The sequence below is a fragment of the Georhizobium sp. MAB10 genome (assembly GCF_045012825.1).
Lineage (GTDB): Bacteria > Pseudomonadota > Alphaproteobacteria > Rhizobiales > Rhizobiaceae > Georhizobium > Georhizobium profundi.
Genome location: NZ_CP118314.1, coordinates 1,204,079 through 1,225,133 on the forward strand (window position 1 = coordinate 1,204,079; position 21,055 = coordinate 1,225,133).

The following is a 21,055-nucleotide window of genomic DNA, read 5'->3' on the forward strand; positions in this document are numbered from 1 at the left end:
CGGGCGGCAAAGCGCTTCGCGGCGGGTCAGGGCGACCGGCGGCGATAAAAGCCTAATATACGAATTTACCTTGGCGGGTTTGACCCGCGACGCCAATCCGGATGCTGCAATGCACAAAATTTCAGTGACGAGAGGGGCTCCGCAATTCCCGACGGAGTTCGCTCGGCGATCGGCCGAACCAACGCCGCGTCGACCTGGTGAAGGCGCTTGGCTGGGAAAAGCCGAGTTCGTAGCCGATGTCGGAGATGCTGCGCTCGCTGTCACGCAGAAGGCGGCGCGCCCATTCGCAGCGCGTCTGGTCGATGAGGTCGTTGTGGGATGTCCCTGCTTCGGCCAAGCGGCGCTGAAGCGTTCGCTCGCTCATGCCCATGTGGCGGGCCACATGCTCGAGCGTCGGTTCACCGGCGGATAGATTTTGCAGGAGAAAGAGCCGGATGCGCGTCTGGAGGTCGTCGTTTTCGACCTTCAATTCCGCCTGCTTGTTGCATTGTTCTTCCATGAGGCGATGGAGCCGCGCGTCGGCCTTCGGGTTCGGCGTCGCCATCAGGCTGGCCGGAAATTCGATGGCATTCATCGGCTCGCCGAAGCGCAGATTGGTTGCCAGCTTGCGGCGATAGAGGCCAAGCGCGGAGGGCGGCGGCCTTTGCAGGAGGAAGCGCGCCGCGCGCAGGTTCAGCCCGAGGAGCCCGCGGTAGCGTGCCGCAAAGAGCGCAGCAAAATAATCGGTGAACTGATCGTGGCGCACGATGAGCGCGGGCAGCGACCACTGGAGCCGCGCGATCTCCCCTTTGACGACGATCGCGCAGTGCTGCGTTTCCATCAGCAGGCGATGATGACGCACGGCAAAGGAGAGCGACTCGGCGAGCGTCGGCGCACTCAACATACCGTAGCCATAGATGCCCGTGCTTCCGGGCTCTAGATGATCGGCCGCTTTCAGTCCAAAGGCGGGATCGCCGGAAATGATCGCGAGCGATTCGAACAACCGACACAGTCGGTCCAGGCTGATGCGCGTCGAAAAATCGTTGAAACTCGATGTGCTGAGCCCCATCGACCGCGCAATGCTGTCGACGTCGATGTCACGATCGCGAGCCATTGCGAGCAGCGACGCGCCGAGCGACGCGGCCACTTCAAATCGGTCGGCCAGTTGAGGCGGTTTCGACATCGTTGGCGCACAAGGTTAATACTTTGGCGTCGATGGTATCGCGCCGCCCCGGCCGTGTCGAAGGGTTAAAAGGTCGTACCCGCAACATTTGTTGCTGCAACGCAATACTGGCATTATTTATCTTGCGCGGCAATGCGAAAACCCCCTGAAAGGCTAGGGGCGGCGGGACGACCACTCAGGAACTTGCTCTCGATGGTTAACCTTCGCGCAAGGACTCCGATCATAGTCTCGCCATCACGACGCAGTGGGTGTGGGGGCGCACAGCCATTCCCCTCAGGCATGATGCCGGTTCGTCGTACCGGACAGAGACCGGTATTTTCCCGACAGAGTTCAGGCATGTAAGTGACGTGGCGTTTCCGGTGTCGACCGGGGCGGGTGCGCGCCTGCATGACCGGTTAGGATCACCTTGAGGCAGGATCGGCTCAACGAGCATGGTTTTCGCAGCGACCGGACCGCATTCGTCGCATCGACGATCGGCCAGGGCGAGCGCGAAGCCTTGCGGCTCGTGTCGCCCATCCTCGGGGCTTCTGCAAAGAGCGGCATCGTCTCCTGCCTGGACAGCGCGCAACGAAGCGGCGCGATCGACGGGAACATGCTGGGGCGCCTGAAGCGCTCATTGGCCCAGCGTGTGGATGCGATCCTCGATGATCAGGACGATCTTGCACGCGCCGACATCGACCCCCTATTGACCGAGGCCGGCGCGCCTATCGGGCTTGTGCTCGCGGCTTATGGACAGGCCATCGAAGCGGCCATCATCACCATCGTCGAACAGCCACGTCAGCGGCGCTGGCCATCCCTCAGCAAACCGGAAAGCGTCGATCTGACTGCGGTCTCGGCGCTTGTGAAGAGCGTTTTCGCCGACATCGAGGCGATGGTGAGCGAACGCGCTGCGCGCCTTGAAGACACATTCAAGCGCGAAGCCGAAGCGCGCCGGCTCGATACCCGACAGCGGATCGAAACGGTGCTTCTGCCGCCTCTGCAGGACGCCGCGCGGGGAGACACCGGCCGTCGTCTCGAGCCGGCGCGACTTCCCGACAGCCTTGCGACCGTTGCCGGCACCGTCAACGCGGTGCTCGTCGAACTGGATCAGCACCGGGGCGCACTCGCCGAGGCCACGAAGACGCTGAGGTCGAGCGGCGTGCTTGCCGAGAATGCGCAGGAGCAAGTGCTCGCCCTGACCGGCGAAGCGCGTCTTGTCGTGGAGACGGCGCGCCAGAACAGCGCGCATCTTTCTGCTGCCGTCAGCACGGCAGAGGCGCGGCTTGCTGTCGTGGGAACCTCGCTCAGTGACACGCGTGCAAAAGCAAGCGAAGGCGACAGCGCCGCTGCCCACACAATGGCAGCGATGGCCGATATCGAGCGGTCGGCAGAAGAGATCAACCGACTAATCGGCTCGGTCGACGACATTGCATTCCAGACGAACCTGCTTGCGTTGAACGCGGGCATCGAGGCGGCACGTGCCGGCGACGCCGGGCGCGGCTTTGCTGTGGTTGCGTCGGAAGTGCGGGCGCTGGCGGAGCGCTCGGCGGATGCGGCCAAGGACATCAAACGCATCGTCGGACAAACGAAATCGCATGTGGGCCAGGGCTCCGCGCGGGTCAGAGAGACCCGTGAAATCCTCAAGGACGTGCTGCTGCGCATGTCTGCGGTCGACGCGGACGCCAAGACTGCAGGCGAGGACCTGATCGCGATCAAATCCGATTGCGGCCTTCTCGGTCAGGGTTTCGGGCATATGGCAGACACATTCGATGCCATCGATCGCGCCGGCCAGGCGGCAAAGGCATCGATCGCTCACATCCTGTCGGTCCCGCTTCACGGTGGGTCTCACGTTGAAGATCGCGTCGGTATGCCGGTCACGCCACACGCCTATGGGCGGCGGGAAACGGCACGATCGACAGAACCCGTCGCGAACAAACGACCTTCTCGGGACAACGATGCCTGGGGCTACCTGCGGAGCCTTGGAGCATGACTACGACGGCAACGCGGGAAGGCGGCGGGACGGCCGCACTCTTCAAGGGACAGCACGCATGAATGGAACGATGACGATGATGGACGATGCACAGATCGTCGAACTGCCGACGGTCCTGGACCTCAACGCGGCAGCGCCTCTGCGCGATCGCCTTCTTGCGCGCCGCGGCACGCCTTTGGCGCTCGATGCCTCGCGGGTCGAGCGGATCGGCGGACAGTGCCTGCAGGTTCTCTTGGCGGCGCGAAATGCCTGGCAGCGCGACGGCGCCGGCTTTTCGATCGATCGTCCTTCCGACGGTTTCCTCAACGCACTCCGGCAGATGGGTTTTGCCGGTGATCTGACGCCCGCTACGGAGACGACACGATGAAGAAGACGGTGCTGACGGTCGACGATTCCCGCACGATCCGCAACATGCTGCTGATGACGCTGTCAGGGGCCGGCTACGAGACCATCCAGGCCGAGGACGGCGTCGAGGGCCTCGAAGTTCTCGCCCGTTCCAACCCGGACGTGATCGTGACCGACATCAACATGCCGCGGCTCGATGGCTTCGGATTCATCGAAGGCGTGCGGCGGGACGAGCGCACTCGCGCCATTCCGATCCTCGTGCTGACGACGGAAAGCGACCAGGAAAAGAAGAACCGCGCACGCCAGGCCGGTGCCACCGGCTGGATCGTGAAGCCCTTCGACCCTGCCAAACTTATCGACGCCATCGAGCGCGTGACGGCCTGACGGGATCGACATCATGGATATGAACGAAATCAGAGAGATTTTCTTCCAGGAGTGCGAGGAGCAACTCGCCGAACTGGAAACGGGTCTTCTCGCGCTGAATGACGGCGATACCGATCCGGAAACCGTCAATGCCGTCTTCCGGGCAGTGCACTCGATCAAGGGCGGCGCCGGTGCGTTCGCGCTCGACGATCTCGTGGCCTTCGCCCATGTGTTTGAAACCACTTTGGATAAGGTGCGCTCTGGACAACTTGAGCCGACACACGATGTTTTGAAGGTGATGCTGAAGTCGGCCGACGTCTTGGCCGACCTCACCAACGCTGCCCGCCATGGCGACCAGATCGACCAGGATCGCAGCGCATCGCTCGTTGCCGACCTGGAGGCGCTGGCACGCGGCGAAGGCGTATCGAGCGGCGAGAAGCCGGCCGAAGCCGAGCCTGAGTTCACGCCGGTGCCGGTGATGCTGGAAGAACCGCAAAGTGCCGACTTCGCGCCTGTGCCGTTCTCCTTCGACGATTTCGATGACGAAGACACCGCCGCCGCAGCCTCGGGCTTCGTCGTGACCTTTCGGCCGCGCGCCGAGCTCTACGGTAAGGGCAACGACGCCTATCTGCTGTTGCGCGATGTCGCCAAGCTCGGCGCGGCGAAGATCGCGTGCGACAGCACCGATCTTCCGGACCTCGCGCAGATGGACCCGGAGGGTGCCTATCTCTCCTGGACGATCGAAGTGACCGGTCTGGCCGACGAAGCACCGATTCAGCGGGTCTTCGAATTCGCCGAATGGGATTGCGACCTGACGATCGTGCCTTCGGGAGACGTTTCTGCGGTTCAGCCGGCCGAAGAGATCGTGCTGATGGCTCCGATAGAGACGTCTGCGCCGGTCAAGGCGCCGGCTCCGGCGTTCACGCCTGCGAAACCAACTGCCTCGGTAGACGACAGCGGCATGGTTCCCGTGCCCTTCGATCTGTCCGCATTCGATAATCTGACGGTGGCTGATACGATCGCCCCGCAGCCGGTTGCTGCGCCCGTGGCTGCCACGCCTGCGGCACCTGCTCCGGTCGCCCCGGTGATCTCCATCGCGGAAGCGGCGGCCAAGCGGGGGGCCGATCCCGATGCGGCCGACCGCCGCCAGGGTGGGGATCGTCGTGCAGCGGAAACGGTCGCTCCAACCATCCGCGTCGATCTCGACCGCGTCGACCGGTTGATCAACCTCGTCGGCGAGCTGGTCATCAACCAGGCAATGCTGGCGCAGAGCGTCAATGAGAGTGCGGCCGGCACGTCGGCCATCAATATGGGCCTTGAGGAACTGCAGCAGCTGACCCGGGAAATCCAGGACAGCGTGATGGCGATCCGCGCTCAGCCGGTGAAGCCAGTCTTCCAGCGCATGTCGCGGATCGTACGCGAAATCGCCGACATGACTGGCAAGAACGTGCGTCTGGTGACGGAAGGCGAGAACACCGAGGTCGACAAGACCGTCATCGACAAGCTCGCCGAGCCGCTGACGCACATGATCCGCAATGCGGTCGATCACGGGCTCGAGACACCGGAGAAGCGGCTCGCCGCAGGCAAGCCGGAGGAAGGAACGCTGCGTCTTGCCGCCAAGCACAGGTCCGGCCGCATCGTGATCGAGATCGCCGATGACGGCGCCGGCATCAACCGCGAGCGCGTCCGCAAGAAGGCGATCGAGAACGGCCTGATCAGTGCGGACGCGAACCTGTCGGACGAGGAAATCGACAACCTGATCTTCCACGCGGGCTTCTCGACCGCCGACAAGATCTCCGACATTTCGGGCCGCGGCGTCGGCATGGATGTGGTCAAGCGCTCGATCCAGCAATTGGGTGGTCGCATCTCGATCGTCTCCAGGCCCGGCGAAGGCTCGGTCTTCACCATGAGCCTGCCGCTGACGCTTGCGGTGCTCGATGGCATGGTCGTCTCGGTCGCCAACCAGACGCTGGTCGTGCCACTGACGGCGATCGTGGAAACGCTGCAGCCGGAAGCCTCGAAGATCCACCGCTTCGGCGCGGAACAGCGCCTGATCTCGATCCGCGACACCTTTTGTCCGCTGGTCGATGTCGGGCGGGTGCTGTCCTTCCGCCGCGAGCAGGCTGATCCGGTTCAAAGCGTGGCCGTGCTCGTCGAAACGGAAGGCGGCGGCCAGCGCGCGCTCATGGTCGATGCCATCCAGGGCCAACGCCAGGTCGTCATCAAGAGCCTCGAAGCCAACTACGATCACGTGCCGGGCATTGCCGCGGCCACCATTCTCGGTGATGGGCGTGTTGCCCTCATTCTCGACGTCGATGCCGTCGTCGCGGGTTCTCGCGGCGACCAGGCGCGGCCCGAACTTTCCCTCGCAGCAGTAGGATAGGACCATGAACGAGCTTGCCAGGACACAGGCCGACGGCGTTCGCGAACTCATCGCTTTCCGTATCGGCGATCAGGAATTCTGCGTCGACATCATGTCGGTGCGGGAAATCCGGGGCTGGACCCCCGCGACCGCTTTGCCGCACTCCCCGGGCTTCGTGCTCGGCGTCATCAACCTGCGCGGCGCTGTGCTTCCCATCATCGATCTGTCGAGCCGTCTCGGCATGAAGGCAGCCGATCCGACTGCGCGGCACGTGATCATCGTGGCCCAGGTGCACAAGAAGGTCGTCGGGCTTCTGGTCGATGCAGTCTCCGACATATTGTCGGTCACGAGCCAGAACATCCAGCCGACGCCGGAAGTCTCCTCCGAGCTCGACAAGTCGTTTGCCCGCGGTGTGCTGGCGATCGAGGGTCGGATGATCTGTCTCATCGAACTCGAAGCCCTCTTCAAGTCGAGCGAAAGCGAAGCTGCATGACACGCCCACTGGCGCGCGACGGCGGAGGCCTGCCTGGCGAAGAGCTGTTGGTCAGCGGCGAATTTCCGCTGACCCGTCGTGATCTCAACGAGATCGCGGCGATGATCTACGCTGACGCAGGCATCCATCTCAACGAGACCAAGGCCTCGCTCGTCTATTCGCGGCTTTCCAAGCGCATTCGCCAACTGCGCCTGTCGAGCTTCCGTGACTATTGCGAGCTCGTCTCTTCACCGGAAGGTGCGGACGAGCGGCGTGAGATGTTGTCGTTCCTGACGACGAACTTCACGCGCTTCTTTCGCGAGAACCACCATTTCGACCATCTGCGCGACACGGTGCTGCCGCCGCTCCTGAAGCAGGCGAAAGCTGGGGGACGGGTGCGAATCTGGTCGGCCGGCTGCTCGGACGGCCAGGAGCCCTATTCGATCGGTTTGACCGTCCTGTCGCTGATGCCGGAGATCGCTTCCTACGATTTCCGAATTCTCGCAAGCGACATCGATCCGAAGATCATCGCCAAGGCGAAAGCCGGGCGTTACGACGACCATGCGGTCGAGACGGTGCCATCCGCGCTGCGTTCGCGCTTCATCCACGAGGCGAAAGGCGAGGCCGGGGCCCGTTGGGAGGTCTCCTCGCAGGTCAAACAACTGATCGCGTTTCGTGAGCTCAATCTTTTGCGTGAATGGCCCTTCAAAGGGACCTTCCAGGTGATCTTCTGCCGCAACGTCGTGATCTATTTCGACGAGCAGACCCAGGCGCGCGTCTGGAGCCGCTATCACCAAACGCTGGAGGAGGGCGGTCACCTTTACATCGGCCATTCCGAGCGGGTGTCCGGCCCGGCGAAGGACGGTTTCGACAACGTCGCCATCACCACTTACCGCAAGAACTCGGGCAGGCCGGCAGGCAGGAGCGGCACGCTATGAACTCTCCCATCAGGGTGATCGTCGTCGATGACTCCGCCACGATGCGGATGATGATTTCGGCCGTGCTCAATGCCGATCCGGATATCGAGGTCGTTGGCCAGGCGTCGAACGCCATGGAAGCGAGAAGCGCCATCAAGGCACTCGATCCCGACGTGGTGACGCTCGATATCGAGATGCCCAGCATGAGCGGGCTCGAGTTCCTAGAAAAGATCATGCAACTGCGGCCGATGCCGGTGATCATGGTGTCGACGCTGACGCAGCGAGGGGCCGAAGCGACGCTGGCGGCGCTTGAGATCGGCGCTTTCGACTGTATCGGAAAGCCGGTTCCAGGCGAAGGCAAGCCGTTTGCAGGACTGACGACACTGGTCAAGGAAGCGGCCGCCTCGCGGCTGAAGCGGAGCTATCAGCGGCCTTCGGAAAAGGCTGCGCCGGCGCCGGTCACCTCGGACTACCGCCCGCGCAACCGCATCATCGCGATCGGTGCATCGACCGGTGGTGTCGAGGCGCTGATCCAGGTTCTCTCGCGGTTTCCAGCCAACTGCCCGCCGACGGTCATCACGCAGCATATGCCGGCATCCTTCACGCGCAGCTTCGCGGAACGGCTGGATCGCCTGTGCGCGCCGAAAGTGGCCGAGGCGATCGATGGCGAGCCCTTGTCCTTCGGCCGCGTCTATCTCGCGCCAGGCGGCGAGCGTCATCTGGAAATCACCAACGGATCGGGACCGCGGTGCCGGCTGGTGGAAAGTGGAACGGTGAACGGCCACCGGCCGTCGGTCGACGTCCTGTTCCGCTCGGTTGCCGCCACAGCGGGCAAGAACGCCGTCGGCGCGATCCTGACCGGCATGGGCCGGGACGGCGCCCAGGGCCTGCTCGCCATGCGCCAAGCGGGAGCTGCAACGTTCGGTCAGGACGAACGCAGTGCTGTTGTCTATGGAATGCCTCGCGTTGCGCAGGAGATAGGAGCTGTGGCGATGCAGCTGCCCCTCGATGCCATCGGAGATGAAATTATTGCCGCAACGGCGGCCAAGAAAATCGGGGTTGTGTGATGTCGCTTGCGCAAAAAATCAAAGTACTCATCGTTGACGACCAGGTGACCAGCCGCCTGCTGCTCGGCGAAGCGCTCCAGTCATTGGGCTTTTCGCAGATCACCGTAGCAGGCGACGGTCAGCAAGGTCTCGCGATCATGCAGCAGCAGCCGCATCATCTGGTTATCTCGGATTTCAACATGCCGAAGATGGATGGCCTCGGGCTTTTGCAGGCGATCCGCTCCAATGCACAGACGAAGCGGGCGGCGTTCATCATGCTGACTGCACAGGGCGATCGCGCCCTGGTGCAGAAGGCTGCGCAGCTTGGTGCGAATAACGTGCTGTCCAAACCCTTCACGGTGGAAAAGATGCAGGCGGCGATCGAGGCCGTCTTCGGTGCCCTGAAATGACAGCCGGTGCGGTCCGGCGCGTTCATGTCATTCAGGGAGAGTATCACGTCAGCGACGATCCGAACGTCGTTCTGACCACGATCCTCGGCTCCTGCGTCGCCGCGTGCCTGCGGGATTCGGCCGCCGGAATCGGTGGGATGAACCACTTCCTGCTGCCCGGCGGACCGGGGTCCTCCGGCAACGCCGCGACCCGATACGGCGTGCATCTGATGGAACTGCTGATCAACGAGCTCTTGAAGAACGGCGCGCGCCGCGATCGGCTGCAGGCGAAGATCTTCGGCGGAGCGCAGACCATCGCGCAGTTTTCCAATGTCGGCAGGCAGAACGCGGAGTTTGCGACGCGGTTTCTGACCGACGAGCGCATTCCGATCATCAACGCCTCGACCGGGGGCGATCTCGGCCGCAAAGTCGAGTTCTGGCCGGTGAGCGGACGTGCCAGACAGCATGCGCTCGACAACACTCAGACGCAGCGCGCCGTTGAAATGGAGCGTCCTCGTCCCGTGGCGCCGGCTCCCGCGGATGGCGGCGTGGAATTCTTTTGATTGACGGCGTCGACCACGCCGAAGTGCCTTTTCTGGAGCATGACATAATGGCCGAGCACGCACGACGCCGACTGGAGCAGGACGAGGCCGGTCAACCACTGAGCCATCTTCTGGGCCGCCTGGCCAACGAGATGATCGATCTTGCCGGCGCGGTGGAGGCGATCGAGCATGATCTGACCGCCGGAGAGGCAGACCATGGCGACGACGCGCGCGTCATGCGGCTGCAAACGCTGGATCTCACGATCCAGCGCCTGCGTGGCCTCGGCCATTTCCTCGACGCGCTTTCGGTCAATGTTCCTCACGGCGTTGCGATCCACCTTCAGGACGCGCTTCGCATCATGACCTTGTCCGACGTGAAGAGCCGCCTGTCCGGCGAGGCGGACGGTCGCCGCGATGCGGTGAAGGAGAGCGGCGACATCGAGCTTTTCTAAGCCGCTGACGCCCGCTTGCAGCTGTGCCCGGCTGCGTTCAGGGCGCAACATCTTCGCGCAAGTTTCACTGCCTATTGTCGGCCCTGACAGGATCGCATGGCGTGTCACGCCGTGACGCGTCGAATTTTGCAGTTGAACGGGCACAGAATGAATCTGTTGAGCCAACTGGCACCACTTTCCAAGCGGTTCATGGCCCTCGGCCAGATGCGCATCATGGCCATGCTCGGCGGGACCGCGCTCGCCATTGCGATGATCGTGGCGGCGGGCCTCTATCTGAACAAACCGACGATGGAGACGGTCTATGTCGGCCTCGAGCCGGAGGACCTGAGCCGCGTTTCGATGGCACTTTCCGAAGCAAATATGGATTTTGCCGTCGGCACAGATGGTTCGACCCTTCTCGTCCCGGTCGGTCAAGTGGGTTCCGTGAGGGCGTTTCTTGCCGAGCGCGGCCTGCCCGACAGCGCCAATGGCGGCTATGAGCTGTTCGACAATGTCGGTTCGCTCGGCCTGACCTCATTCATGCAGGAAGTGACCCGCGTTCGCGCGCTCGAAGGTGAGATCGCGCGGACCATCCAGTCCATCAGCGGCATCTCCGCCGCCCGCGTCCACATCGTCATGCCCGATCGCGGCAACTTCCGGCGTGGCGAACAGGAGCCGTCAGCATCCGTCATGATCCGCACGTCGGGCACGAACGGACAGCGGGCCGCGGAATCGGTGCGTCATCTCGTGGCAGCATCCGTTCCGGGCCTCGGCATCGACAATGTGACAGTGCTCGACTCCACCGGCCAGTTGCTCGCTTCTGGCGACGACATGACCAACAGCGCGCTCAATCGCTCGATGAGCCTTGTGCAACTGGTGGAGCGCGAGATCGAGACGAGCATCGAGAAGGCGCTTGCGCCATTTCTCGGCGTCGACAATTTCCGCGCCAGCGTTCGCGCCAACCTGAACACCGACAGCCAGCAGATCCGCGAGACCACCTTCGATCCGGAATCACGCGTCGAGCGTTCGGTGCGGGTGACGCGCGAGGAGGAACGCTCGAACCGTGCCGAGGGTGACACGCCTGCGACGGTCGAACAGAACCTGCCGCAGGCTGCACCGGAAGGTACCGGCGGCGGTCCTTCTTCCAACGAGTCGCTCGATCGGCGCGAAGAACAGACGAATTTCGAGATCAATTCGAAGACGATCGAGACGGTCAAGAACAGCTACACGATCGAGCAACTGTCGATTGCCGTCGTCGTCAATCGCGGCCGCATTGCTGCGATGATCGGCGAGAACGCCACCCAGGAGCAGATCGACGCCTATCTTGCAGACATGGAAAACATCGTACGCTCGGCCGCTGGCTTCAGCCAGAACCGGGGCGACGTCGTGTCCTTGAATGCCATGGCGTTTCTCGAGAACCAGCTTCTCGAAGAAGCCGCGGTCGAAGGCTCCATTCTGGAGAACCTTTCGCGCCATGCCGGCAGCATGATCAATGCACTCGCCTTCATCGTGGTCGCGCTTCTGGTCGTCTGGTTCGGACTTCGCCCGCTGGCCAGGTCCGTCGGTACGGCCGTTGCTCCTGCTCAGGAAGCCGATGCAGCGCTTGGCGACTTCAGCCCGTCGATGGGGACAGGCGCCATGCCGATGGAAGGGTTCGGTGCGGATTTCGGCTTCGATCCGGAAACGGATCTCCTCGGCAGCGAGGAGAGCAGCGGCTACAATCGCCGGATGAAGGAAGGCCCGGAGAAGCGTCTGGCTCGCATGGTCGAACTGAACGAAGAGCGGGCAGCCAAGATCCTGCGGAAATGGGCGATCGAGAAGGCGGCCTGATCGGGGCTGCCTTCAAAGATGGCCGTAGGTGCCGCGCGAGAAGAGAAACACCCCGTAGAGCTCCTCACCGTCGGACTGGTCCTCGAGCGACCGATAAGCGCCGAAGCAGTGCACGATGCGGTGGTCGTCCGACGGCTGCTTGATGGCCGCGGAAAAGTTGAACGGTCGGCTTTCAAACGCCGCATGTTCAAAGAGCTTGATGATCTTGTCGTGGATGCTGTCGTCGTAGCAGCGCACGAGTTCCAGCAGGCCGAAAGCCGTTCGGTCTTCCGGGAGGCCATGCAGGGTGCGCGCCCGATGTCCGATCTTCAGCATCGCATTGGCGAGATTGGCGGACCAATGATCGACGATGCAAAACTCCGAGAGAAGATTGATCGTCGCCTGATCGAGAAAATCGGTCGGAGCTTGCATCTTGTCGTTCACACCACAGGTACTCGCCATTTAGAATATGTCGACCCTCCGCCCTTGGGTCGACATGAACGCCCTCCGCATTAGTCCATTCCGGTAAACGACAATACAAGTAAGCGTAGCGATTAATTGCAATTATCGCCGTTTAAGCCGTCCGGCTACCAGTTTTATTGGTCCGAAATGTTGCGCGACCGCCACGCGAATCACTCCACATCGCTAGCCCGCCGTAAATGGCTAGGATTGGCAGTGGACACCCGCGAGAGCCCTGCGTAACGTTTTGTTAAGGGACGAATCACCGATCTGGCTACGTAACGTTTCGCGTTCTTGCGTATCTTCGACACCGTTTGGCGAAGGAGCCAAGAGTGATGTTTTTTTCGGGCGCTGGGCGGGCGTCCTCACTTATGCTGTGTGCGGATGAGGCATCCGCGGGCGGTCGGCGAACATGATCGACCGCAGCGTTCTCATCGGCAAGCTGGCGCAATGTGCCGAGCGCGGCGATCTGCCGGCCGGCTTTGAACTCATGAGCAGCTTCGTCGGCGCCGAGCATTATATGCTCGCCCGCCAGGACATGCTCAACGAAGATGGCTTCGACCACATCGTCTCGTCCAACTGGCCGTTCGACCTCGTGCGCACGCTCGGGCAGCATGTGATCAAGCAGCAGTCCAAGCGCAACGAACTCGAGCGCTGCATGGCGATCATGGAGCCGGCATTCATCCGCGCGCCAACGACGTTGAGAATGCCCGAGCATCTCAGTCGCATCTACTGCGCCTTCCCGTTCTGCACGGGCCAGGCGCGGCTCTCGGTCATCTTTCTGTTTCGCAGCGATATCGTCGTTGCGCGCGAACGGGTTCACGATGTTGCCTTGCTCAGCGCGTATTTCGCAGCGCGTTTCGACGAAGCCACCTACGTTCCGTCCAGCGTGCTCGATCTCACCGAGCGCGAGATCGAGTGCCTGAACTGGATCGCCGAAGGCAAGACCAGCGACGAGATCTCGATGATCATTGGCATCTCGCGGAACACGGTGAACAACTACATCACGAGCATCATGCGCAAGACGGCGACGAAGACCCGATCGGAAGCGATCGCTTACGCTGTCAGACATAGCTTGATCTAAGGAGGTCACCGCGTTGAACATTCAAATCGGTCACACCAAAACTGCCGGGCAACCGACATTTCAGGTCAAGGACAAAGAGTGCTCGATGGTTGCGATCGACGAGCAGCTGCGCGAGATGGCCGAAGCACTTGGCGCCGAAAGCCGCTTTCTTCTCAGGCTTTCGCCAAATGCGGCGCGCGCGGCCACGCACTGCGTGCTGAGCCGGTGCGCCGGCAAGGGCAGCGGCGACATCGCGACCGGCTTCAACGCGCGCTTCTCGCGGGCCGTGATCGGGCACATGGAACGTTCGCTGGCTCCGCTGATCCACGGTTTCGCCAGCTCGCCAGATTTGAACGGCTGTGCTTCGCAGATGGGCGAAGTAGGGTGCCTGCCGGTCACGGCCGAGGGGCTCGACATCATCGCGTTTCCGGTCAAGCTCGGTGGTCTTGGCAATGGCTTGACGCTGTTTGCCGGTGAGGACCTGTCCTGTGACGCGGAAATGCTGCTCAACCTTCATCGCCGCAGTTTCAAGGTGATGAAACTACTCCTGATGCTCGACATTCGCGAAGCAGCACCACGCCAGAAGCTCAATGAGCGGGAACTGGAATGCCTGCAGCTGGCCGGTGACGGCTTGAAGTCGGAAGCCATCGCCGACCGCCTGGAGCTGTCGGTCCACACGGTGAACGCTTATCTCGGCACGGCGACTGCGAAGCTTGATTCCGTCAATCGGATCCAGGCGATCGCCAAGGCAATCCGTCTTGGATATCTCGCCTGAAACCACCTGAAGCTGCACAGGGCAGACTGCAGCGCGCTATTGCGCTGCCCAGTCAGTGCGGGAGTTGAAGCGCGCCGACCGATTTGCGGAAGCGCGACTTGAGCAGGCTTTCCGACAGGAGAAGCGTGTTCACTTCAGGATCCTCGGACGGATCGTCGAAGGCGATGTGGCTGATCTCGACGCTGCCCTGCGCATCCTCGAGCGTGAGGCGGGTATAAATCGTTACCCCTTCCGGTCGCAACTCCAGGTCGAGCACGACGCGCGGCCGCGTCGACCAGTCCAGCCAGTAATCGCCACCGATACCGAGCGACACGGTGCCCGGCAGGAAATAGAGCTCTGCTGCTGAAGCGACGAGGTCGGCGAGGTCGCCGTAGCACTCGAATTTCAGCATCGAGATCAGATCGCCGGCGTCGATCAGACGCAATTCGCTGGCCACCGGGCGCAGTGCCTCGGCAACGATCATTTCGCGTTCGGCGGTGCAGCTTGTCTTCATCATGGCGGTCAACTGGCCTTGACTGGTTGCGACTGTGCGGGCTTGGCGTAGACCTGATGAATCAGCTCGGCGACGGCCCGGTAAAATTCCGTGGGTATGACACTATCCACGGAGACTTGCGCAAAGATGGAGCGGGCGAGCGGTGGCTCCTCGAAAATCGGGATGCCATGCTCTTGAGCAATCTCGCGAATTTTCAACGCGATGAGATCCTGACCCTTGGCGACGACAAGAGGTGCACCGCCTTCCTCGCGGACATAGCGAAGCGCAACGGCATAGTGCGTCGGGTTGGTGATGACGAGCGTAGCGCGGGGCACGGCGGCGATCATGCGCCGGCGTGCGCGGTCACGGGCAAGGGAGCGCTGACGTGACTTGACGATCGGGTCGCCTTCGGACTGCTTGTATTCGTCCTTCACTTCCTGGCGCGTCATGCGCAGGTCGTTGTGCCAGTCGAAGCGCGTCCACAAGACGTCGACCGCCGCGATCGCTGCCGTGGCGATCAAGACGACGATGATGACCTTGCCGACCATGGCTCTCATCATGTCGAGGATCGTTGCGGGATCGGAGAACATGGCAGCCAGGACGCCGAAATAATCGTCGCTGAGGACGACACCGATGATCGACGAGACGACCAGAATCTTGAACAGCGACTTGGCGAATTCCACCATGCCCTTGACGCTGTAGATCCGCTTGATGCCCTTCATCAGCGAGATGCGTTCCATCTTCGGCTGGACGCGGTCGAGCACTGGGCGTGGCATGTTCTGGAACACGGACGCCGCGATGCCGAAGGTGATCATCAAGACGAAGGCGGGCAGCAGCACCGCGCCGGATTCGATGAAGAGGTGCTGGAACAGGAACACAGCGTCCTGACCGGTCGCAAGCGAAAGCTCTTCGGGCTTCTCGAAGACGTCGACAAGTGAGCTGGTCAGACGCGCAGCGCCGGCCGGCAGGAAGAAAACAAAGAATATGAGGATTGCAAGGGCGGAACCGAAGAGCGGCAATTCGCGGGAGAAGGGCACATTGCCCTTGTCCATCGCATCGCGCAATTTCTTCTCTGACGGTTCTTCTGTTTTGCTGTCTTTATCCTGATCCTCGGCCATCATGGCTCCATCGTAGGAACGTCAGGAAGACATTGCGTCCCGGCAGTACCGCATCATGCGGCCTGTGGCGTATCCCTGCGTTCCTTTAGGACGATTCGGCCTGCCGCAGCCAGACGGATCGCTTCCTGGGCGATTGAGCGGCGGGCGACTTCCGTATCGCGCGGCGACCCACCGCCACCGGCAAGGTCCGCTTCGATCATGCGGCGCTGGCGTGCACCCAGTGAGCCGAGGACCGTTTCGCGAAGTTCCGGTCGCGTATCGCGCAGAGCCGCAGTGATGAGATCGTTGGAGATGTCGTCGAACAGCATGACGCGGCTCTTGGAGGGCATTTCCAGGATATCTTCGAACAGGAAAATCTTGGGGCGAACCCGCTCGACGGCTTTGGTGCTGATCGAGCCCAGAGCGCCGAGAAGTGCGTCGACCTGCGGCTTTTCGAGTTCGTTCATAATGTCGGCGACCTTGTTGGTGCCGGTGGAATTGCGGTCGGCTTCGAGTGCCTCGACGAGATCGACGACCCGCTTGTGAATGATCTCGGCGATCTTCGGGTTCACCTCCTTCATGTTCACGGTGCGGTGCATGATGTCCGCGCGCTTTTCGTCCGGCAGCTGCAGGAGCGTCTTGGCGGCGAAGGCGGAGGGAAGTTGCGTGACGATATAGGCCACTGTCTGCGGGTGTTCGCGCGTCAGGAAGTTGCCGATGACGACAGGATCGGCGTCCTGAAGGCGGTCCCAGATCGATGTCTCGAGCGCCTGGAAGAACGTGCGCCGGCCGAGCAGACCGTCCACTTCGTCTGGCGGCAGGCCTTCTTCCAGAATGTCTTCCATGGCACGGGCATTGTCCATCAGGCCGGTGCCCTCGGTGAAGAGGTCCTCGAACTCGCTGACCAGCACCTCCAACTCGTCGGCCGGGATCGTGCGCAGTGTCTGCGCATTGGCGATGATCAGCTGAAGCTCTGACGAGGCAAAATATTTCAGGAGCTTGCCGGCAACCGGCTTGCCCATAGCGATCAGGATTGCGGCTGCTTTCTGCGCCTTGGTCAATGCGGGCGCGGGTTCGGCCTGAGCATATTCGGTGAACGCGTTCATCGCGCTTCCCTTCTCGCTTGATGTCGGTTTACTTCGATTTCTCAGTCATGACTTCGATCAGGCGAATGCCGAAACGGTTGTCATCACCGTCCAGCACCGTGATCTCGCCGCGGCCGAAATGGCGGCCATTCACGAGGATGTCGACCGGCTCGCCGATCTGGCGATCCAGCGCAATGAGCGAGCCTTCGGAAAGGTTCATCAGGCTCGCCACCGGCAGGCGGCTGGTGCCGAGAACGATCTGCATGTCGATCGGGATGTCCATGACCAGATCGTAATTGCCGGTCTCGGCCACGTTGTTGATCGCAGAGCCCGATTTCGCACGGTGGCTGTCGCTCGTCCGGCGCGCAGGCTTTTCAGGCTCCGGCGCGAAGAGAACTGCGGTCGGCTCATCGTCGAACAGAGGCGTCTCAGCACCAAACATTCCGTCGAGACTTGCGCCAGCAGGGCTTGCGTCGAAGGGGCTTGGCCCGTCGTCGAAGTCGCTGCCGAAATCGGCCGGGAAGGCCTTGCTCGGTCCTGTTGCGGCATTCATCATTTCGCTGACACTCTCCAAATCCTCAGCCGACGTCACGCCGTCGGTATCCTTGCGCAGCACACCGCGCAGACCATCGATGGCCCGGTTCAATTCCTCATCGGAGCCATCGCCGCGCTCGATTTCGCGGTTCAATTCCGGCTGACCAGCCATTCCCATGTCTCCATCGACATATGCTGCCGCATCATGCGGTCAGTTCCTTCATCAAATCTTCTTCGCTGCCATGGCGCTCCTGGAGGCGCACCATGTAGCGTTCGCCGGACTTGCCGAGTTCGCACCAGAACAGGTCCTTGCCGTTGGCACGCAGAAGAACGCGGGTGTCCTTCGTATCGGCAAACGGGATGACCGAGCCCGGCTGGAGCCTGGCGACGGTGCCGAGCGAAAGTGGCACCAGACGAATGCGGGCCTCAAGCCCGACGTTGGACTTCTGAACCTTTTCGCTCAGTTGCTCGGTCCAGTGTTTCGGCCGTGTGTCGATCTTCGCGGTGGCAGGTTCGGCGATCTTCGTCTTCAGAACCACCGCCTGAGGCACCATGGCGCGCAGCTTGAAGCTGGCTTTCCCGATCGTGACGCCCAGGACGAGAACTGCCGAGAAATCAGCAGACGAGGCATCGCTTTCGCGCTTGAGCGGGCCCTGGAACGGATTGGAGCAGATCGCCCGATCGCAGTTCGGGTAAACCGCCTTGCGCAGGGTCTCGGCAAAGGTTTCGAAGAGCAGCTTGGCGACGTCCTGTTCGATCTCCGACAGAGGACGCGATGCCGGCACGCCGTCGCTCTCGCCGCCGAGCAGCCGCTCGGTCATGGCGATGACGAAGGCTGAATCGACGGCAAGCAGCAGGTCCAGCGACCAGCCTTCGATCGTGGTCTCGCACAGAACATCCTGAGCACCGAATGTCGCAGCCATGTCGGCCCGCACACCCTGCGGCGCGGTTTCGGGAACGACCGACACCGCAACGCTGGTTGCCTGCAGCAGGGCTTCCGCCAGGCGATCGGCGGTTGCCTTGCCGATGGCCGCCATCTGCACCTCGATGACCGATGCCTCGCCGAGGCGCCCGGTCATGCGGGCCAGAAGTGCGGTATCCATGGGTTTGGTGACGGCCATGCCCATTGTCTCAGGCTGCCTTCGCGTCGCCGCCGGGGTTCATCATTTCCTGCTCGACGGCATCGATCGAAGGACGCTCGTAGGCAGAGATCGTCTTGCGGCCGTGCTCGAGCGCAACCTGAGGAACCGAGCCGTTCATGTAGGCGAGCAGGGTCTGCTTGACGATCACGTAGAGGCGGTTCTGCTTTTCGCGAACGATCTTGATGTTGGTCGCGATCGGGCCCAGCACGTTGTAGGACAGGAAGATGCCGAGGAAGGTGCCGACGAGTGCCGCGCCGATCAGACCGCCGAGGATTTCCGGAGACTGGTCGATGGCGCCCATGGCCTTGATGACGCCGAGAACGGCGGCGATGATGCCGATGGCGGGGCAGGCGTCGGAAACAGTCGTCATGGAATGGTAAGGCTTCATGCGGTCGCGCACGATCGTCTGGATTTCCTCGTCCATCAGCGCTTCGATCTCGTGGGGACGTGCATTGCCGATGATGATGAGGCGGACATAGTCGCAGATGAATGCGGTGAGGTCCTTGTTGGCCAGTACCGTCGGCGCAGCCTTAAACAGCTCGGACTCTTCCGGGTTGTCGATGTGGCTTTCGATCTCGTTGCGCGACTTGGCGCGCAGGTCGCGCATCAGCGTATAGAGCACGCCGAGCGTATCGAGATATTCGCGCTGCTTCGGAACCTTGTAGCGCAGTGCCTCGCCGATGGCCTTGCCCGTGTCCTTAATGGTCTTCACGGGGTTCGCCATGATGAAGGCGCCCAGCGCCGCACCGCCGATGATGACGAGCTCGAAGGGCTGCATCAACACCTCGAGGTGTCCACCCATGGCCATGAAGCCACCGAGGATGGAACCGAATGTGAGGATGAGGCCGATAAGGATGTTCATGAACTCTCTCGCGCAGCTGGCGTGGTATCAATCTGACTACGCACCGGGGCTTGCGTGAAGCTGGTTGCTCGGCTGTTCATTAGCAATCGATTAACACGCCAGGCGATCATCAAGCCTCGCGCAAGCCAGCCGACCTATCGCTCGCACTCAGGGTGCTGAACTGCGCGGGCCCTCTCGCGCCGACGAGCGGGGGTCTCTCAAAGAATGACCACGACATTCACCAGCTATCGACTGCTGGCTTCCGATCTGCCGCGTTCGATCGCGCGTGTTTCGGAGGAACCCCTCGTTGCGCGCGAAACCGCCTATTTCCGTGAGACTGTCGGCAACATCAAATCGATCGACGAATTCATGGCGGACGACCGTGTCTATCGCTATGCGCTGAAGGCGCACGGGCTGGAGGACATGACCTATGCCAAAGCGTTCATTCGCAAGGTTCTGACCGAAGGCGTCGCCAACGACGATAGCTTCGCCAACAAGCTGGCCGACACGCGCTACAAGGAATTTGCGCAGGCGTTCAATTTCGAGACGCATGGCGCCGCCGCAACCAGCTTCGACGCGGCGCAGCAGAAGACCATCGACAAATATATGCGCCAGACGCTCGAAGAGAGCGCTGGTGCCGACAACAACGGCGTGCGGCTCGCGCTCTACTTCGAGCGCATGGCGCCGCGGCTGGAGAACACCTACGAGATCCTGGCGGACGAAGCGCTCGCGGAAGTCGTGCGCACGTCGCTCAACCTGCCGGACGAGTTCGCCGCAACCGACATCGACAAGCAGGCGGCCTATTTCGAAGACCAGTTCAGCCTGGCGGATTTCAAGGATCCCGCAAAGCTCGGCGATTTCATCGACCGGTTCACGACCCTTTGGGAAATGAAGAACCCGTCGCAGGGGACGCTCGATACGTCCGCTCTTTTCGGCACGCAGGGGGCCGCGGGCATTTCGCCCGATCTTCTCCTGTCCATCAACATACTCAAGCTCGGAGGACGGTGATCCATGGATACCGCTCTTTACGTCTCGCTGTCGTCTCAGATCGCGCTCGAGCGGCGCCTGACGACGCTCTCGGACAACGTCGCCAACTCCAACACGGTCGGCTTTCGCGCAACCGAAGTGAAGTTCGAGGAACTGGTCGACAATCGTCGCCCTGCCGACGTCACCTTCGTGTCGTCGGGCGAAAACTACCTCTCCACGCGCAATGGTGGTTTGCAGCAGACGGGCAGTGCGCTCGATTTCGCCGTGCAGGGCGATGCCTGGTTCTCCATCGAAACACCCGCCGGCCCGGCGCTGACGCGCGACGGGCGCTTCACGATGACGGAAGATGGTGCGCTCGTGACGTTGAACGGCTATCCAGTGCTCGATCCGGGCGGCGCTGCCATCCAGCTCGATGCTGCGGGCGGCGAACCGGAAGTTTCGCGCGACGGCGCGCTTCGCCAGAACGGCGTGCAGCTTGCCGCACTCGGGCTCTTCACCTTCAATCCCGAAAATGGCTACAGCCGGCACGACAACAGCGCGATCCTGCCCAATGGCGAGCCCGAAGCTGTCGTCGATCGCTTCGACGTGGGTGTCGTGCAGGGCTTCATCGAAAAGTCCAACGTCAACGCCGTTTCGGAGATGACTCAGCTCATCATGGTCACGCGTCAGTTCGAGAACGTGTCCGCACTTGTCCGCGATGCCGAACGGATCAAGCAGGACGCGATCCGCACGCTTGGCGGCAGCAACACCTAGAGCAACTTCGCGTTTCCCGGAAACGTCCAGTCAGCCTGAA

At 62.0% G+C, this 21,055-nt stretch carries 23 protein-coding genes; 15 read left to right on the plus strand and 8 right to left on the minus strand.

Translation table 11 applies throughout. The annotated features are described in order from the left end of the window. Nucleotides 1-121: 121 nt before the first annotated feature. Nucleotides 122-1,162, minus strand: coding sequence for an AraC family transcriptional regulator (locus PU133_RS05510; protein WP_404863827.1), 1,041 nt, complete (start codon nt 1,160-1,162; stop codon nt 122-124). A gap of 406 nt (nt 1,163-1,568) precedes the next feature. Between PU133_RS05510 and PU133_RS05515 the strand changes: the two genes are divergently transcribed. The 11 genes from PU133_RS05515 to fliF all read left to right on the plus strand — a co-directional run bounded on the left by PU133_RS05515 (nt 1,569) and on the right by fliF (nt 11,828). Then, on the plus strand, nt 1,569-3,131 hold the full coding sequence (locus tag PU133_RS05515; protein WP_404863828.1) for a methyl-accepting chemotaxis protein: 1,563 nt from the start codon (nt 1,569-1,571) through the stop codon (nt 3,129-3,131). Between the two features lie 58 nt (nt 3,132-3,189). Continuing rightward, nucleotides 3,190-3,498, plus strand: a complete 309-nt coding sequence (locus PU133_RS05520) for an STAS domain-containing protein (protein ID WP_245451445.1) — start codon at nt 3,190-3,192, stop codon at nt 3,496-3,498. Continuing rightward, nucleotides 3,495-3,860, plus strand: a complete 366-nt coding sequence (locus PU133_RS05525; protein ID WP_126008498.1) for a response regulator — start codon at nt 3,495-3,497, stop codon at nt 3,858-3,860. Before PU133_RS05520 ends, PU133_RS05525 begins: the two co-directional genes overlap by 4 nt. 13 nt (nt 3,861-3,873) lie before the next feature. Then, nucleotides 3,874-6,222, plus strand: coding sequence for a chemotaxis protein CheA (locus PU133_RS05530; RefSeq protein WP_404863829.1), 2,349 nt, complete (start codon nt 3,874-3,876; stop codon nt 6,220-6,222). Between the two features lie 4 nt (nt 6,223-6,226). Then, nucleotides 6,227-6,694 (plus strand): chemotaxis protein CheW, encoded by a 468-nt coding sequence (locus PU133_RS05535; RefSeq protein ID WP_126008502.1) that lies wholly within the window; start codon nt 6,227-6,229, stop codon nt 6,692-6,694. After that, complete coding sequence (locus PU133_RS05540; RefSeq protein ID WP_404863830.1) at nt 6,691-7,611, plus strand: protein-glutamate O-methyltransferase; 921 nt, start codon at nt 6,691-6,693, stop codon at nt 7,609-7,611. The genes PU133_RS05535 and PU133_RS05540 overlap by 4 nt, the downstream gene beginning before the upstream one ends. Further along, nucleotides 7,608-8,657: a chemotaxis response regulator protein-glutamate methylesterase gene (locus PU133_RS05545; RefSeq protein ID WP_404863831.1), complete on the plus strand. Its 1,050-nt coding sequence runs from the start codon at nt 7,608-7,610 to the stop codon at nt 8,655-8,657. The genes PU133_RS05540 and PU133_RS05545 overlap by 4 nt, the downstream gene beginning before the upstream one ends. Next, nucleotides 8,657-9,046, plus strand: coding sequence for a response regulator (locus tag PU133_RS05550; RefSeq protein WP_126012811.1), 390 nt, complete (start codon nt 8,657-8,659; stop codon nt 9,044-9,046). The genes PU133_RS05545 and PU133_RS05550 overlap by 1 nt, the downstream gene beginning before the upstream one ends. Then, complete coding sequence (locus PU133_RS05555; protein ID WP_126008505.1) at nt 9,043-9,588, plus strand: chemotaxis protein CheD; 546 nt, start codon at nt 9,043-9,045, stop codon at nt 9,586-9,588. The genes PU133_RS05550 and PU133_RS05555 overlap by 4 nt, the downstream gene beginning before the upstream one ends. Before the next feature lie 47 nt (nt 9,589-9,635). After that, nucleotides 9,636-10,019 (plus strand): hypothetical protein, encoded by a 384-nt coding sequence (locus tag PU133_RS05560; RefSeq protein WP_126008506.1) that lies wholly within the window; start codon nt 9,636-9,638, stop codon nt 10,017-10,019. 147 nt (nt 10,020-10,166) lie between these two features. Next, nucleotides 10,167-11,828, plus strand: coding sequence for a flagellar basal-body MS-ring/collar protein FliF (gene fliF, locus PU133_RS05565; RefSeq protein ID WP_404863832.1), 1,662 nt, complete (start codon nt 10,167-10,169; stop codon nt 11,826-11,828). A gap of 12 nt (nt 11,829-11,840) precedes the next feature. On the opposite strand, the gene PU133_RS05570 is transcribed toward fliF, so the two are convergent. Then, entirely contained in the window at nt 11,841-12,269 is a 429-nt protein-coding gene (locus tag PU133_RS05570; RefSeq protein ID WP_126008508.1) for a hypothetical protein, read from the minus strand. A gap of 409 nt (nt 12,270-12,678) precedes the next feature. Here PU133_RS05570 and visN point away from each other — a divergent pair, with 409 nt between their 5' ends. After that, nucleotides 12,679-13,350: a transcriptional regulator VisN gene (gene visN / locus PU133_RS05575; protein WP_404863833.1), complete on the plus strand. Its 672-nt coding sequence runs from the start codon at nt 12,679-12,681 to the stop codon at nt 13,348-13,350. A gap of 13 nt (nt 13,351-13,363) precedes the next feature. Further along, the gene (locus PU133_RS05580) at nt 13,364-14,104 is read left to right on the plus strand and encodes a response regulator transcription factor (RefSeq protein WP_404863834.1); all 741 of its coding nucleotides are present in this window, start codon (nt 13,364-13,366) and stop codon (nt 14,102-14,104) included. Nucleotides 14,105-14,156: 52 nt separating this feature from the next. Here the strand turns inward: PU133_RS05580 and PU133_RS05585 are convergent, their stop codons facing one another. Genes PU133_RS05585 through motA form a run of 6 tightly spaced genes read right to left on the minus strand, consistent with a single transcriptional unit; the run spans nt 14,157 to nt 19,296 of the window. Next, a complete protein-coding gene (locus tag PU133_RS05585; RefSeq protein ID WP_404863835.1) occupies nt 14,157-14,600 on the minus strand; it encodes a hypothetical protein in 444 nt (147 codons plus the stop codon). Between the two features lie 5 nt (nt 14,601-14,605). After that, nucleotides 14,606-15,694 carry a flagellar biosynthesis protein FlhB gene (flhB, locus tag PU133_RS05590; protein WP_404864452.1) on the minus strand — a complete coding sequence of 363 codons (1,089 nt, stop codon included), beginning with the start codon at nt 15,692-15,694 and terminating at the stop codon, nt 14,606-14,608. A 53-nt stretch (nt 15,695-15,747) separates the two neighbouring features. Next, complete coding sequence (locus tag PU133_RS05595; RefSeq protein WP_126008516.1) at nt 15,748-16,779, minus strand: flagellar motor switch protein FliG; 1,032 nt, start codon at nt 16,777-16,779, stop codon at nt 15,748-15,750. A 28-nt stretch (nt 16,780-16,807) separates the two neighbouring features. Then, nucleotides 16,808-17,464 carry a flagellar motor switch protein FliN gene (gene fliN / locus PU133_RS05600; protein ID WP_404863836.1) on the minus strand — a complete coding sequence of 219 codons (657 nt, stop codon included), beginning with the start codon at nt 17,462-17,464 and terminating at the stop codon, nt 16,808-16,810. A 31-nt stretch (nt 17,465-17,495) separates the two neighbouring features. Next, a complete protein-coding gene (locus PU133_RS05605; protein WP_404863837.1) occupies nt 17,496-18,413 on the minus strand; it encodes a FliM/FliN family flagellar motor switch protein in 918 nt (305 codons plus the stop codon). A 10-nt stretch (nt 18,414-18,423) separates the two neighbouring features. Beyond that, on the minus strand, nt 18,424-19,296 hold the full coding sequence (motA, locus tag PU133_RS05610) for a flagellar motor stator protein MotA (protein ID WP_126008522.1): 873 nt from the start codon (nt 19,294-19,296) through the stop codon (nt 18,424-18,426). A 204-nt stretch (nt 19,297-19,500) separates the two neighbouring features. On the opposite strand from motA, the gene PU133_RS05615 reads away from it, so the two are divergent. Further along, nucleotides 19,501-20,283 carry a DUF1217 domain-containing protein gene (locus tag PU133_RS05615; protein ID WP_404863838.1) on the plus strand — a complete coding sequence of 261 codons (783 nt, stop codon included), beginning with the start codon at nt 19,501-19,503 and terminating at the stop codon, nt 20,281-20,283. Nucleotides 20,284-20,286: 3 nt separating this feature from the next. Next, on the plus strand, nt 20,287-21,015 hold the full coding sequence (flgF, locus tag PU133_RS05620) for a flagellar basal-body rod protein FlgF (RefSeq protein ID WP_404863839.1): 729 nt from the start codon (nt 20,287-20,289) through the stop codon (nt 21,013-21,015). Nucleotides 21,016-21,055: the final 40 nt, after the last annotated feature.